The organism is Liquorilactobacillus cacaonum DSM 21116 (genome assembly GCF_001436735.1).
Taxonomy (GTDB): Bacteria; Bacillota; Bacilli; order Lactobacillales; family Lactobacillaceae; genus Liquorilactobacillus; species Liquorilactobacillus cacaonum.
The window spans coordinates 116,422-131,944 of record NZ_AYZE01000014.1 but is presented as its reverse complement, the minus strand read 5'-3'; the positions used below and the strand labels follow the sequence as shown (position 1 = coordinate 131,944).

Annotated in this window: 14 protein-coding genes; 1 reads left to right on the top strand and 13 read right to left on the bottom strand. The window is 34.1% G+C overall.

Annotation, left to right across the window (positions count from 1 at the left end):
• Positions 1-38 precede the first annotated feature (38 nt).
• From ffh to FC80_RS04440, 10 genes are all read right to left on the bottom strand, one after another.
• On the bottom strand, positions 39-1,472 hold the full coding sequence (ffh, locus tag FC80_RS04485) for a signal recognition particle protein (RefSeq protein ID WP_057828935.1): 1,434 nt from the start codon (positions 1,470-1,472) through the stop codon (positions 39-41).
• Between the two features lie 15 nt (positions 1,473-1,487).
• On the bottom strand, positions 1,488-1,826 hold the full coding sequence (locus FC80_RS04480; RefSeq protein ID WP_057828934.1) for a putative DNA-binding protein: 339 nt from the start codon (positions 1,824-1,826) through the stop codon (positions 1,488-1,490).
• A gap of 23 nt (positions 1,827-1,849) precedes the next feature.
• Complete coding sequence (gene ftsY, locus FC80_RS04475; RefSeq protein ID WP_057828933.1) at positions 1,850-2,860, bottom strand: signal recognition particle-docking protein FtsY; 1,011 nt, start codon at positions 2,858-2,860, stop codon at positions 1,850-1,852.
• A gap of 2 nt (positions 2,861-2,862) precedes the next feature.
• Entirely contained in the window at positions 2,863-6,429 is a 3,567-nt protein-coding gene (smc, locus tag FC80_RS04470) for a chromosome segregation protein SMC (RefSeq protein ID WP_057828932.1), read from the bottom strand.
• 36 nt (positions 6,430-6,465) lie between these two features.
• Entirely contained in the window at positions 6,466-7,155 is a 690-nt protein-coding gene (gene rnc / locus FC80_RS04465; RefSeq protein WP_057828931.1) for a ribonuclease III, read from the bottom strand.
• 153 nt (positions 7,156-7,308) lie between these two features.
• Positions 7,309-7,548: an acyl carrier protein gene (acpP, locus tag FC80_RS04460; RefSeq protein ID WP_057828930.1), complete on the bottom strand. Its 240-nt coding sequence runs from the start codon at positions 7,546-7,548 to the stop codon at positions 7,309-7,311.
• Between the two features lie 3 nt (positions 7,549-7,551).
• Complete coding sequence (gene plsX / locus FC80_RS04455) at positions 7,552-8,577, bottom strand: phosphate acyltransferase PlsX (RefSeq protein WP_057828929.1); 1,026 nt, start codon at positions 8,575-8,577, stop codon at positions 7,552-7,554.
• A gap of 14 nt (positions 8,578-8,591) precedes the next feature.
• Positions 8,592-10,631, bottom strand: coding sequence for an ATP-dependent DNA helicase RecG (recG, locus tag FC80_RS04450; protein WP_057828928.1), 2,040 nt, complete (start codon positions 10,629-10,631; stop codon positions 8,592-8,594).
• Between the two features lie 79 nt (positions 10,632-10,710).
• Complete coding sequence (locus tag FC80_RS04445; RefSeq protein WP_057828927.1) at positions 10,711-12,399, bottom strand: DAK2 domain-containing protein; 1,689 nt, start codon at positions 12,397-12,399, stop codon at positions 10,711-10,713.
• Positions 12,400-12,434: 35 nt separating this feature from the next.
• Positions 12,435-12,797, bottom strand: coding sequence for an Asp23/Gls24 family envelope stress response protein (locus FC80_RS04440; protein ID WP_057828926.1), 363 nt, complete (start codon positions 12,795-12,797; stop codon positions 12,435-12,437).
• 233 nt (positions 12,798-13,030) lie between these two features.
• Between FC80_RS04440 and rpmB the strand changes: the two genes are divergently transcribed.
• Entirely contained in the window at positions 13,031-13,216 is a 186-nt protein-coding gene (gene rpmB / locus FC80_RS04435; protein ID WP_057828925.1) for a 50S ribosomal protein L28, read from the top strand.
• Positions 13,217-13,323: 107 nt separating this feature from the next.
• Here rpmB and FC80_RS04430 read toward each other — a convergent pair whose 3' ends face one another.
• Genes FC80_RS04430 through rsgA form a run of 3 tightly spaced genes read right to left on the bottom strand, consistent with a single transcriptional unit; the run spans position 13,324 to position 15,515 of the window.
• Positions 13,324-13,971 (bottom strand): thiamine diphosphokinase, encoded by a 648-nt coding sequence (locus FC80_RS04430; protein WP_057828924.1) that lies wholly within the window; start codon positions 13,969-13,971, stop codon positions 13,324-13,326.
• Positions 13,972-13,976: 5 nt separating this feature from the next.
• Positions 13,977-14,630 carry a ribulose-phosphate 3-epimerase gene (gene rpe / locus FC80_RS04425; protein WP_057828923.1) on the bottom strand — a complete coding sequence of 218 codons (654 nt, stop codon included), beginning with the start codon at positions 14,628-14,630 and terminating at the stop codon, positions 13,977-13,979.
• Between the two features lie 9 nt (positions 14,631-14,639).
• Complete coding sequence (gene rsgA, locus FC80_RS04420; protein WP_057828922.1) at positions 14,640-15,515, bottom strand: ribosome small subunit-dependent GTPase A; 876 nt, start codon at positions 15,513-15,515, stop codon at positions 14,640-14,642.
• Positions 15,516-15,523 lie beyond the last annotated feature (8 nt).

Genomic DNA, 15,523 nt, shown 5'->3' with positions numbered 1-15,523 from the left:
TTTGCTCGGTGTAAAGGATTATTTCTTGACAGACAAAATTATTTTTTTCGCTTCTTATTTTTTAATCTTTTAAGTTTCCTTTTTTTATTTTTACGAGCCATTGAATTCATTGACATTTTAGCTAACTTTCCAGATAATCCGTTACCAAACATTCCATCCATTCCTTCAAAGTTTCCTTTTGACACCTTGCTCATCATTTTTTTCATTTCATTAAATTGCTTGATCATACGGTTAACTTCATGTATTGGTCGCCCAGATCCAGCAGCAATCCTTCTCCTACGGCTCGGATTAAATAAATCAGGATTTTCACGTTCTTTATCTGTCATAGAGTAGACAACTGCCTTAATATGATCAATATCTTTTGGATCAACTTTTAAATTCTTAAGAGCAGGATTATTTGCCATTCCAGGAATCATCTTAATAATATCTTCCATTGGCCCCATTTTTTGAACTTGTTCCATTTGATCAATAAAGTCATTAAAGTCAAAACTATTTTCACGCATTTTTTCCTGCATTTGTTGCGCTTTTTTCTCATCAAAATCTTGTTGAGCCTTCTCAATAAGGGTCAACATATCACCCATACCTAAAATACGTGAAGACATACGATCAGGATAAAAGACATCTAAATCTGTCATTTTTTCACCCTGACCAATGAATTTAATAGGTTTACCCGTAACGGCCCTAATAGATAACGCCGCACCACCTCTGGTATCCCCATCAAGTTTTGTTAATACGACCCCTGTTACATCAAGTTGTTCATTAAATCCTTTAGCAACTTCGACTGCGTTTTGACCCGTCATTGCATCAACAGTTAATAATATTTCATTCGGTTGAGCAAGTTCTTTTATTTGAGCTAGCTCATCCATTAAAAGTTCGTCAATTTGCAAACGTCCTGCAGTATCAATCAACACATAATCATTTTTTTTCTCAGCAGCTAAAGCTAACCCTTGTCGAACAATTTCCACCGGCGAAATATCTGTTCCCAATGCAAAAACTGGAATATCAATACTTTTCCCAAGTATTTGCAGTTGATCAATCGCAGCAGGACGGTAAATATCTCCCGCAATCATTAAAGGACGGGCATTTTTTTCACTCTTCAATTTAAGTGCTAATTTACCAAGCGTCGTTGTCTTCCCGGCCCCTTGAAGCCCAACCATCATGATAATAGTAGGTATTTTATCTGATTTATTAAGTTCAACTGCTTCTTCACCCATGACCTTAGTCAATTCATCATTAACAATCTTGACTATTTGTTGTGCGGGAGTCAAACTCTCTAAAACCTCAGCCCCAATTGCACGAGTTCTAACCGTCTTTACAAAGTCTTTAACTACCTGGAAATTTACATCGGCTTCAAGTAATGCAAGACGAATTTCACGCATAACCTCACGCACGTCTGCCTCACTAATCTTACCTTTTTTCCTTAATTTACCAATTGCATTTTGGAGTCTTTCAGTCAATCCTTCAAATGCCAATTAAATCACCAACTTTCATTCTTCTAACAGCTCCAATTGTTCAACTAAGTCTCGTAAAACACTATCATTTGGATACTTACTTTCAACATATTCCAAAAGTTCATCTGTTTTAGTACTCTGTTCTTGAAACTGTTGAAATAGATGTAACTTTTTCTCGTAAGATTCTAGAATCATTTCTGTTCTTCTTATATTATCATAAACTGCTTGACGCGAAATTTGATAATTTTCAGCAATTTCACCCAATGAATAATCATCACGATAATATAAAGCAATATATTCTACTTGCTTACTAGTTAATAATGGTTCATAAAATTCAAACAACGCATTAATTCTGTTTGTTTTTTCAATTGCCATCTCTAATCACCTTTTCAACTAGCTTATTTTTCTTCATTAGGAGTATCTACTAACCCATTAAACAAACCATAAACGAATTCCATAGGTTCAAAGTCACGTAAATCATCCATTTTTTCTCCAAGGCCAACCAACTTAACAGGTAAATGCAATTCATTTCTGATTGCTAACACAATACCACCCTTAGCTGTTCCATCTAACTTAGTCAAAACAATTCCTGTTACTTTTGTCACATCTTTAAATTGTTTGGCTTGCGTCAACGCATTTTGACCAGTTGTTGCATCTAGTGCCAACAGTACTTCTTGTGGAGCTTCCGGTAATTCTCGCGTAATTACTCTTGCAATTTTCCCCAACTCATTCATTAAGTTAACCTTATTTTGAAGACGTCCTGCGGTATCAACCAATAAGATGTCATAATCTTCTTCTTTTGCTTTTTTTACTGCATCAAAGACAACTGCTGCAGGGTCACTCCTTTCAGGTTTACGAACAACTTCAACATCTACACGTCTCCCCCACTCAACCAATTGTTCAATTGCGCCAGCTCTAAATGTGTCCGCAGCAGCTAGCAATACCTTTTTACCTTCTTGTTGATAACGATGTGCTAATTTACCAATGGTCGTTGTCTTTCCAACACCATTAACACCAACAAAAAGAAAAACCGTTGGACCTTCTACAGAAAAATGCAACGTATTATCTTCTTTTTGGCCTTCTTCTTCATATAACGCTACCAATTTTTCAATAATTGCATTTGAAACATCTTTTTTATCTTTAGCATTCCTTAATTTTACTTCTTCTTGCAACTCTTCACTTATCCTAACTGCTGTCTCAAAACCGACATCAGCCTCAATTAACTTTTCTTCCAATTCTTCAAAAAAGTCTTCATCGACACTTCTAAAATTTGCAAAAAGTTCGTTAAGTTTATCACCAAATGTTTTTCGTGATTTTTCAAGTCCTTTTTCATATTTTTGTTCCTCAATGGTCTTAGATTCTTCTTCTTGACCACTAAAGACATGTTTAAGTTTATCAAAAAATCCCATCTTTATCCCCCTTCAGAGATGCCTTCATCAAGCATACTTTCTAATGATACTGAGACTGTTCTAGAAATCCCAGACTCCTGCATTGTAACACCGTATAAGACATCTGCACGAGCCATGGTCCCTTTTCTATGTGTAATAATAATAAATTGTGTTTGATCATGAAAATTTTGTAAATAATTTGAATAACGATCAACATTTGCATCATCTAAGGCCGCCTCAGCCTCATCTAAAATAGAAAAAGGTACTGGCTTAACTTTTAAAATTGAAAACAATAAGGTTAAAGCTGTCAATGCCTTTTCTCCACCAGATAGTAAAGATAACTTCTGTAACTTTTTCCCTGGTGGTTGTGCCATTATTTCTATTCCAGTTGTCAATAAATCGGTTGAATCAGTTAATTTCAAAGCTGCTTTTCCACCGCCAAACATCTGTGGAAAGACTTCCGTAAATGCATCTGCAATACTCTTAAAAGTATTACCAAATCGTACCTTTACCTCATTATCCATTTCCTGCATACTATTTTGCAACTGTTTTTTTGCTTCTAACAAATCATTTTGTTGCAACGATAAAAATTCAAAACGTTCATCAATACGTTTATATTCATCAATAGAACCAATATTTACTGGTCCTAATTCCTGAATACCAAGTTTTAGTAATTTTAACTTTTGCATTACTTTATTCAAATCAGTTTCTTTATTTTCAATTTTTGCTGCTTCAAAAGTTAATTCATAATTTTGCGAAAGCTCACTTAAGTTTTGATCAAGCTTTCCATTCACATGACTTAATTTAATACTTTGTTCGCGTTGCTCGCTGAAATTTACTTCTTGCATTTTATTAACTTTTGTTAACTTAATTTCAATTTCTTGTAACTCTTCGTGGATTGATGCGCGCTTTTCTTTACCGTCTAATAATTTCTTACCCAGTTCTTTTTGTCTTTCATTTATCTGCATAATTTGGCTATTTATCTCATCTGTCCTCAACAAATTAATTTTTTCTTTTTCATTAATTTCGCTAAGGACTTTAGTTGCTTCTTTTATTTCAGATGTATAATGAGAAATTTGATTCTTAGTTTCATTCAATCGAATTTCAAGTGAACCTAATCTCTCCGTAAGGATTGCTAAGCGTTGCTTTAAGTCACTATTTCTTTGTACACTTTGTTCTTTTTGCTGATCCAGTTGTATCAATTGTTTCTTCTTGTCTTCAAATTTTTGTTTGAGCCTATCTATACTCTGACCTAATTCCTGTTGACTTTTAATTATTGATGCGTGGGTTCCATCTAAAGATTTATCCACTACTTCTTCCTTAAAATCACTTTCTTGTAACGCAAGGCTATCTTTTTCATGCTTAATTTGTACTTTCACTGACATAAGTTTTGCTTCAGTATCAGTTTTTTCTTTTTCAACTAATTCGAAGGATGTTGTTATCTTCTGAACTTCGAATTCAACTTGCTCATGCTTTTTTTTCGTCCTAGCACCAAGCACCTCCATTTCTTTCATTTTTTCATTCATCTTTTCAAGATCAATTTCCAGATCTTTAATTTGCTTTTTTTGTTCTATTAATCCACTATTTTGTTGTTTATTGGTACCACCTGTCATTGACCCTCCAGGATTAATGACATCACCCTTTAAAGAAACAATTTTCAGACTATGATTGATTTTTTTAGAGACATTCACTGCAGTATCAATATCTTCAACAATAACCGTTGATCCAAGCAAATAATTCAAAATTGGCTGATTATCCTTAGCACATTTAACTAAAGTATTACCTGTCCCTAATACTCCTGAAATATCCGCTAAAATACTATTTTGATATTCATTAATCTTCCGTTGTCTTACTACATTTCTAGGTAGGAATGTAACTCTTCCTAGACGATTTTTCACTAAATAATCAATGCCATATTTTGCCGCATTCTCATCATCTACTACAATATTTTGCACTTGGCTCCCAAGCGCAATTTCAATTGCGTACGCGATTTTTGATGGAACATCGAGTAACTCTGCAACAGAGCCAATGATTCCTGGAAATTCATTCCTTTTCTGCAGTATTTCCTTTACGCCTCGATAATACCCCGAAAAATTATCCTCAATATTTTTTAAACTATCATGTTGTGCTTGCGCTTTTTGAACAATTTCAAGTGCTTTATACCATTGTTCCTTCTTATGTTGTAAGTCCGCCTGTAAATTTGTAAGTTTATCTTTGGAATTTACAATTTGTTCTTTTAATTTTAAAAATTGACTATTCTTTTTTTCATAAGCAATAGTTAGTTCCTGTTTTTGCTGTTCTAGTTCGAATATTAAATTACGTTGCTTTTCAGTTCTTTTAATAAAAGCATCTTTACTAGCTGCCTGTTTTTGTTGTTCTTTTGCAAGATATACAAGCTGGTTTTTCAACGAGGTTTGTTCTTGCATTTTATCAATAATCTGTTGTCGTAGTTTTTCAATGCTATTTGAAAGTTGAATCTTATCAATACCTTGAGCTCCAGTTACAGCAGCAATTTCTTCTTCCAAAGTCATTCGTTCTTTAGAAAACTCTTGTATCTGCTCTCTTAATTGAGATAATTCAATTTTTAACCCACTTAATTTTTTTTCATTTTGCTCTTTTTGTTGTTTAATTTCTGTAACTTTTTGTAATTGAAAATCCTTTTCCTTTTGAGATACTTCCTTTTTACCACTATAACGTTCCTTTTTCCCTGACAAAAGTGCTGATTCTTCTTGTAAAGCGTCAAGTAACTGATTTAGTTCCTCTTGTTTCTTGTGTAAGGTGCTAATTAACTTTTCAAACGAAACAATCTCTTTTTTATTTCTAGAAATAGTATCTTCTACCCTTGCCATTTCACTTTCAAATTCCGTCTTTTTACCAGTATCTCTGTCAATTTCCAAAACTAATCGATTTAAATTATAATAATCAAAATCTTTTTTCTGTTCTAGATAATCTTTTGCAATACTACTCTGTTTTTTTAATGGCTCTCGCTGTTTTTGAAGTTCAATCACAATATCAGCCACTCTATCTAAATGATCAGCAGTTTCAAAAAGTTCTTGTTGTGCCTTTTGCTTTTCTTTTTTATATTTCAAAACTCCAGCTACTTCTTCAATAATTATCCGTCTTTCTTCAGGCTTACTATTAAAAATTGACTCCACACGTCCTTGAGAAATAATTGAAAATGATTCCCTTCCAAGACCTGTATCCATCATCAAACTAGTTATATCTTTTAAACGAACCGGTTTACCATTCACCAAAAATTCGCTGTCCCCATTGCGATAAATCCTACGAGCAATCACAATTTCATCTTCGTTTATCGGCAAATAGCGATCTTTATTATCAAAAATAATTTCAACTTCGGCTCTATTAAGGGGTGCACGATTACTTGTTCCTGCAAAAATTACATCCTGCATCTTTTCGCCACGCAAATTTTTGGCAGACTGTTCCCCTAAAACCCACCTGATTGCCTCAATTACATTACTTTTCCCACTTCCATTTGGACCGACAACCGCAGTTATGCCATCTTGAAAATTAATTTGCGTTTTATCTGCAAAAGACTTGAAGCCATTGATTATCAGTGACTTTAACTTCATACATCACTGCTCCTTTACTTCTTTACTAAATGTACATTACTTCAGAGTTTTTAATGCAACATTTGCAGCTGCTTGTTCAGCTTCTTTCTTTGAGTGTCCATTACCTTTTCCTAAGACCTTGCCATCTGCACTAACTGTCATAGTATACATTCTATTATGCTCTGGCCCGAGATTTTTAACCTCATCATAGGTAATCGTAACTTCCCCTTTTTCTTGCAATAATTCTTGCAATTCAGTCTTATGATCTAACAAATGATCAAACCAGCCGAGATCTAACTTAGGAAAAACAACTTTAGCAATAAAGGATTCTACTATCTTTTTGCCTTGATCTTGGTACAAGGCACCAATAAAAGCTTCGAAAATGTCACATAATAATGCTGGCCTTTGCCTTGCGTTTGCTTTTTCTTCACCTTTTCCTAATCTAATATATTCATCAAAATTACACTCTTTGGCAAATTTGCTAAAACTATCCTCACACACCATTGCCGCACGTAAGCGTGACAGTTTTCCTTCGGGCATTCCAGGATAACGACGATACAGATATTCAGAGACACATAATTGCATAACAGCATCTCCTAAAAACTCAATTCGCTCATAATATTTAAGATGTTCTCGTGGGTGTTCATTAACGTATGAAGCATGCGTAAATGCCTCATCGAGTAATTCTGCATCTTTAAAATCAATTCCAAAATCCATTTTTAATTTTTGTATTAATCCAATTATCAATTATTGTCTACTCCTTTTTTATTATCACGTTTTATTATACCCTTACAACTCTCTCTAAACAAAATTTGACTAACTAATTTAAAAAAAATAGATTACCAACCAGTCTCTTTTTCTGGCGCAACCTATCTCTTACAAATTCTAACATTTTAATTTTTATTGATGATTTGCAATATATTTTACTGCATCAGCGACAGTATATAATTTTTCTGCATCTTCATCAGGAATTTCAGCAGAAAATGTATCTTCAAGTTCAAGTACAAATTCTACAATATCAATCGAATCTGCATTTAAATCTTTTGAAAAATTCAATTCTGGTGTGATTTTTTCTTCAGCAACATCAAATCGCTCATTAATAATTTTTACTATTTTAGTATAAATTTCTTTTTCTGTCATCGCCTATTCCTCCAAATTATCCACTTTTTTAATTGCTTCTTCTTCGAAATACGCAACTAAATCCGGAATCATCTTTTCTTCTAACATTTTATGAATTTGTTTTAATGTGTAGTAAACAGTCTCACTATCACTTGACCCATGAGCTTTTACAACTGGGGCCTTAACACCAAGCAATACAGCACCACCATATTGAGATTGATTCATTTTATTTTTAAGTTCACCAAAGGTGCTTTTTAACAGCAAAGCACCTAGTTTACCTTTCAAACCACTGTTCATTATTGAGTCCTTCAAAAGATGCAATGTGGCAGAAGCAGTCCCCTCAATTGCTTTTAAGACCGCATTTCCAGTGAATCCATCAGCAACTACCACATCAGCAACATCTTTTAGAATTGCATTTGATTCAACATTGCCCACAAAGTTCAATTCCTTATCAGCTTTTAAAAGTTGGTAAGCTTCCTGTGTAGTTTTACTTCCTTTATGCTCTTCCGTTCCGTTATTTAATAATCCTATTCTTGGGTTTTCGATTCCTCTAATTTTTTGTGCATAATATTTTCCAAGAATTGCATATTGATAAAGATGTTCAGCTTTATTTTCTGCATTTGCCCCACTATCCAAAAGGTTAAAAGCTCCTTGTGCTTTTGAAATCATTGGTAACGTAGATAGTAACCCAGGTCGGCTAATTCCCTTAATTCTTCCTACTATTAATAATCCAGCCGTTAATAACGCCCCAGTATTCCCACACGAAAAAACAGCATCTGCTTGACCCTCTTTAACAGCTTTAGCAGCCAAAACCATAGACGCATTTTTTTTCTGACGAACAGCTCGTACTGGCTCATCATTCATATCTATTTTTTCATCGGTATGAATAATATTAATTCTTGATTCATTTTTTAAAAATTTTCTTATTTCCTTTTCATTACCATAGAGGTTAAACTCGAGATCACTATATTCATTTCGAGCAAGTTCTACCCCTTCAACAACGGTTCTAGGCGCATTATCCCCACCCATAGCATCAACTGCAATTTTCATTAACTTCATCCCTTTTAATCAAATGAATTTTCTAACAGAGTTTGGTTTAAATACTTCATTAGTTCTTCGTTTTCTTTTTTTTGTTTGAAATCCTCAGCACTAACTACCTGATGTGCTTCTTCTTTTGCAATTTGCAATATTCTTAAATCTGCAATTGGGTCTCCTAATTTGAAATCTGGAATTCCAGATTGTTTATTACCCAAAATATCACCTTGTCCTCGAAGCTCTAAATCTTTTTGAGCAATTTCAAAACCGTCATTTGTATTAATCATGACTTGCATCCTAGCAATCCCATATTCATTTTTAGGACTTGCAACTAACAAACAATAGGACTGTTTATCGCCTCGACCAACTCTTCCACGTAATTGGTGCAACTGAGCTAATCCAAATCGATCAGCATCAAGAATAAGCATAATAGTAGCATTTGGCACATCGACACCTACTTCGATAACAGTAGTAGAAACCAGTATATCGATTGCATGTTCCTTAAAGTCTAACATTATATTTTCTTTTTCATTACTATTCATTCTACCATGAAGTAGCCCAACATGATATCTCGAGTCAAAATAATCACTTGTTTTTTTATATATTTCCTCGGCATTTTTTAAGTCCATTACTTCAGACTCTTCAATTAATGGACTTACAATATAAACTTGTGCATGATTCCTTAACTCGCGTTCGATAAATTCAAAAGCTGACATCATTTGATTATCCTTAAGCCACTGCGTTCGAATTGCTTTACGACCTTTTGGTAACTCATTAATTGTTGAAACATCCATCTCTCCATATGTTGTTAACGCTAAGGTTCTGGGAATTGGTGTGGCAGTCATCATTAATACATCCGAGGTACTTCCTTTTTCCCTTAAAATTTGACGCTGTCCAACCCCAAATCGGTGCTGTTCATCAGTCACAACTAATCCTAAATTTTGAAATACAATGTCTGGTTGAATCAAAGCATGTGTTCCAATGACAATGTTAACTACTCCATTATTCAGATTACGTAATAATTCTCTTCTTCGAGCAACTTTAGAAACAGTTGAACTTGTCAATAATGCAACATTCACTCCAAACGGTTCAAATAACTCTGACAATTTTTTAGCATGTTGTTGTGCTAAAATTTCAGTGGGCACCATCATAGCTGCTTGCACACCTGCTGTAACAGCCGCATACATTATAATTGCTGCAACAATTGTTTTCCCAGATCCAACATCCCCTTGCAACAATCTATTCATATGATTTTTTGAATGAAGATCATGACAGATTTCATTGACAACTTTTTTTTGCGCTGTAGTCAATTCAAAAGGTAACTGTGCAATAAAATTTTTTACCTTTTTTAAATCATACTCTATTTTTTTACCTTGATTAATACTTTGATTCTCTTTAATATATTGCAATCTTGCTTGAAATAAAAAGAACTCTTCAAATGTGCCGCTTCGTCGTGCTAATTTAGCAGCTTTTTGATTAGTTGGAAAATGTATCTCTCGAATAACTTCTTTACGAGGCAACAAGCGATATTTTGTCATTATGCTTTGAGGAACTACATCGACAATTACATCAGCATATTCATTATATGCAACTTCAACTATTTTTTTTACTTGGGATTGTTTTAAATCTTTTGAGGAACGATAAACTCCACCCAATTCAGTATTTGCTTCCTGCGAAAGAATTTTGATACCTGCCAAACTTTGTCTCTTATGATTCCATTTGCCATAAACTATCAGATTTTTCCCCAACTCTATTTTGGATTGCAAGTAACTTTGATTGAAGAAAGATACCATAATTACATCATGGTCAATTAAAAATCTAAAATTCAACCGATTTTTTTGGCGCCCAAAACGACTTAATACCGGTTCAGTTGCAACAGTTCCTTTCAATGCTACTTTTTCTTGATCACTAATCTCAGACAATTTACGTGTAGCAAAATCATCATATCTAAATGGGAATGCTGTTAATAAATCTTCAATTGAATTTATTCCTAATTTGTTTAGTGCCGCTACTTTTTTTGGACCAACGCCAGTCAACACAGCAACAGAATCATTTAAATTCTTCGACATTTGCTTCCCTTCTATCCTAATGAATTAAAAATCTGATCAATTCTCAAAAACAGAATTAATCAGATTACAGTACACTTTATTATTCAACAGAAATAAGATATGGATATACTGGTTGATCTCCTTGATGAATTTCAATCTCTAGGTCTTCATCAATATCCAAAATTGCAGATTTAATACTTTCTGCCTGATCAAGTGTTCCTTCTTGCCCCACAATTATTGTGACAATCTCACTATCTCCATCAAGCATCTTTTCAACCATTTGAATAGCAACCGTAACTCTATCAACATTTGTTAATTCGATTTTCCCATCAATAATTCCCATATAATCATCTTTTTTTATCTTGATACCTTCAATCGTAGTATCACGAACAGCAATTGTGACTTGACCGGATTTTACTGAGTCCATTTCATTAGACATATTTTCTACATTTTCTTCTATTTCTTCATCAGGATTAAATGCAATTAATGCCGTCATTCCTTGAGCAATTGTCCTACTAGCCACAACTTCAGCTGGTATATTCACTACTTTTGCAGCTTGTTGTGCAGCTAGAAAAATATTTTTATTGTTTGGTAAAATTATCACTTTTTTTGCTTTTATTTCTTCAATCGCATCCACAATATCCTGCGTACTTGGATTCATTGTCTGACCACCACTCAAAACATAAGTTGCTCCTAAACTTTTGAACAAGTTAGTCAATCCTGCACCAGAAGCTATCGCAATAATTCCGTAATCCCCAACATTTTCTGCTGCAACTACTTCATTTTTGGTTTCTTCATTATCGTGTTCTAAAATTGTTTCATGCTGTAACCGCATATTGTCAACTTTGACTTTGATTAGAGACCCAAAATGTTGCCCATACGTCATTACACTACCAGGTTGTTCAGTATGCACATGAACTTTCACGATTTCTTCATCTGCAACTACAAGAAGTGAATCGCCAATTTCATTTAAATGATTTCTAAATTTTTCGTAATCAAATTCTGAATCAACTAATCTTCCAGCACCAAGTTTAACCATTATTTCAGTACAATATCCGTACTTGATATCCTCAGTATTAAGTTGACTTTGAACACTCTTATGATGTTCAGCGTTAACCATCTCTTCCATTTCTTCAACACTAGGCTGATGAGAATCGTCATTAGCCCGTTCATTACCTGAGAGTGCATCAAAAAAGCCTTCATATACAAAAGTAAGCCCTTGGCCTCCAGAATCAACTACACCAACTTCTTTTAAAACTGGTAGCAAATCCGGAGTGCTTGCGAGTGCTTTTTTAGCAGCTTCGTATGCTGCCTCCATCACAACGACCGTATCATCGCTTTGACTAGCTGCTTTTTTGGCAGCTTTAGCCGCTTCTCTTGCAACCGTTAAAATAGTTCCTTCGGTTGGCTTCATAACTGCTTTGTATGCTGTTTCAACCCCTGTAGTTAATGCAGTAGCTAAATCATTAGCATTTAAACTTTCTTTCTTTTCTGCGCTCTTATAAAACCCTCGAAATATTTGTGATAGAATCACTCCAGAATTACCCCGAGCACCCATTAACAATCCTTTTGCTAAGGAAACAGTCAATGCGCCCACACTACTAGCCGTAGACTCTGAAACATACTTTGCTCCACTAGTAAAAGAAAGACTCATATTCGTTCCGGTATCTCCATCTGGAACAGGAAAAACATTTAACGAGTTTATAAATTCAGCATTATTACTCAATCTCTTTGAACTGACCGCCACCATTTTCCTAAAGTGCGTTTCAGTTATCTCTGTGACTTTCAAATCAATTATCCTCCTTGGCCCCCACAATAACTTAACTACTCTTCAATCACTCGTACACCTTGCACATAAACATTAACTGAATTAGCTGTTATTCCTAGCATGGTTTCCAAATTATATTTAACTTTATCTTGAACATTACGGCAAACTTCAGAAATTTTAGTCCCATAACCAACAATTATATATACATCAACTGCAACTTTATCATCTTCTTGGCGTACAATAACTCCTTTTGAGTAATTGTCGCGCTTTAAAATCTCATTTAAATTGTCTCTTATTTGATTTTTACTTGCCATTCCAACGATTCCAAATATTTCAGTTGCAGCGCCACCAACAACTGTTGCAATTACATCATTGTTGATATCAATGTTGCCAAATTGCGTTCTTATTTTTACAGCCATAAAAAAATAGCCTCCTTAATTTTACACACAATTACTATTGATATTCTATCATAAAATATACCAAATCACTATACCGCATGATTGCCTCGATTTCAATCAAAGTACTTGATTTATCTGCCAAGTTATTTTACTTTACAGAAAATCCTTGCAATCAAACGCTAATTATGATAACTTAATTTAGTGAGTAAGCAGTACGTATGCTTTGAATCCTATCATTAAAGGAGGAAATTATATTGGCAAAAGACTTTATTACTGGCCGCAAAACAACTTTCGGAAAGAAACGTTCACATGCTTTAAACCAAACAAACCGTTCATGGAAACCAAACCTTCAAAAGGTTCGTATCTTGATTGACGGTAAGCCTAAAAGAGTTTGGGTTTCAGCTCGTGCGTTGAAATCTGGCAAAGTTACTCGAGTTTAATAATTTATCATTGTGTATTAAGAATCAAATTGAAGCTAATACACATAAAAAAAGTCTGAGGGAAACCTCAGGCTCTTTTTTTGATAACAAATTGATTCTTTTAAAATTTAATCTTTGCTTTGAATTACACAAACAATTCCAGTTTCAAAGCTAAAACTTCCAGTTTCACCTATAAATTCATTGCTCGCTAACGAGACTGGAAAATTAAAATCTTTCTGACTAAGCTGATACTTCTCGTCTATTAAAGTTAATTTTTTTACAGTCGTCAATGGAACAAATGCCAAATATTTTTTATCTTCTTCTTTTTGGAGCATATAGCTTCCCGGTTTAAAAAAATTTATAGTATTAAAGCGATCAAAAATAAAAATTTTATCCGTGTAATCACAAAAGGGACTACGTAAAACAAAAAATAAATTAGCCAAAAGATGATCGATTCTACCACCAGTTGCCCCAAATATATTTATGCGACTAATTTTTTCAAAACTTTGAAAAATAATTTTAAGTGCAAGTTCTGTATCCGTATCATCTTTTTCTGGCTTTGCTGTATATACCTTTTGACTATTTTGGTTAATTAAATTACGTTCCTCCACAGATGAAGAATCAAAATCTCCAATCGCAATCGTTGGATGAATACCATTTTTTATCAGCCATAATGCACCTCGATCAGCCCCGACCCATACCTTTTTATCAGCATTCTTAAACAAATTACTTGGCCATTCACTGCTAGGTCCACCCACTAATAAATTTATCTCCATTTTAATTAATCCCCCGTAACTTTGTGTAATACCTTAATTTTGTTCATTGGGTTGCTATCATTAAAGATGTAAGAACCTGCAACTGCTACCGTAGCTCCCGCTTTTTGACATTCTTGAATTGTCTGTTCATTAATCCCACCGTCAACTTCAATTTCAAAATCCAATTTTTGCTCTGTCTTAACTTGACTTAATCTTTGAATCTTCCCAATCATATTTGGTAAAAATTTTTGGCCTCCAAAGCCAGGATTAACAGTCATTACTAAAACAGCATCTACAAAAGCTAATATGTCAGTTAGCACTTCAATTGGAGTTCCAGGATTAAGAACAACTTCTGCTTTACAACCTACCTCCTTTATTTTTTGTAAAACACGGTAGATATGCGGTGTTGATTCATAATGAACACCAATAATATCTGCACCAGCTTCAGCCATAGGCACAATATAATCTTCTGGATTCTCAACCATTAAATGACAATCAAAAATTTGATTAGAATATGGTCGAACTGCTTTCAAAATAGGCTCCCCAAATGAAAGATTCGGTACAAAATGACCATCCATTATGTCGATATGCAAATATTCTGCACCGGCTTTTTCCGACATTTCAATATCTTTTCTTAAATTTGCAAAATCTGCACTTAAAATTGATGGTGCAATTTTCATATAATCACCTCATTTTCGATATTTTACTCTTTGATTACTCAATTCTTTTTGAAATTGTTGATAATTTTCATACCTTGTTTTTGCTATTTCCCCGTTATTCACTGCAGCCTTAACATTACATCCAGGTTCATTCAGATGTATGCAACTTCTAAACTTACATCCACTCGCATAACTTTGAAAATCTGGGAAGTATTTTGCAAGCTCTTCTTTTTTCACATCTAATATGTCAAAAGAAGAAAAACCTGGAGTATCTGCAATTAAATTTTCCAAAATCGGCAGTAACGTTGTTTTACGAGTTGTATGTTTCCCACGACTTAACGCCTTTGAAACTTCTCCTGTTTCTAGCTTCAATTCCGGTTTAAGATTATTTAATAATGTTGATTTTCCAGCTCCTGTTTGCCCCATTACAACTATTACCCTATTTTGAATATTATTCAGCAGGGTTATAACTGAATTTAAGCTTGCTAATTGACAATTATATATTTTTTGATAATTAGCCACAATTTGGTTCATTTGCTTTAGCTCTTCATCGGATAATAAATCACTTTTTGAAAAAAACAACAATGGAATTATTCCATTTTTTTCAAGCATCACTAATTGCCTATCTAGTAAATTTGCTGAAAAATTAGGCTCTTTGCAAGCCGTAACAACAATTGCATAATCAATATTAGCGACAGGTGGTCTCACTAATATATTTTTGCGTTCTCTAATTTTTAAAATATATCCTTCAGTCTGATTATCAGCCTTGAACTCTACCCAATCACCGACAAGAGGAGTCTCACCTTTTTTTCTAAAGTTCCCACGCGCTCTCGTTCGATAAGTAATCCCCTCTACGTCAATATCGTAATATCCACTCAGTGATTGTCGAATTTGACCTATTAACAATATCTCAC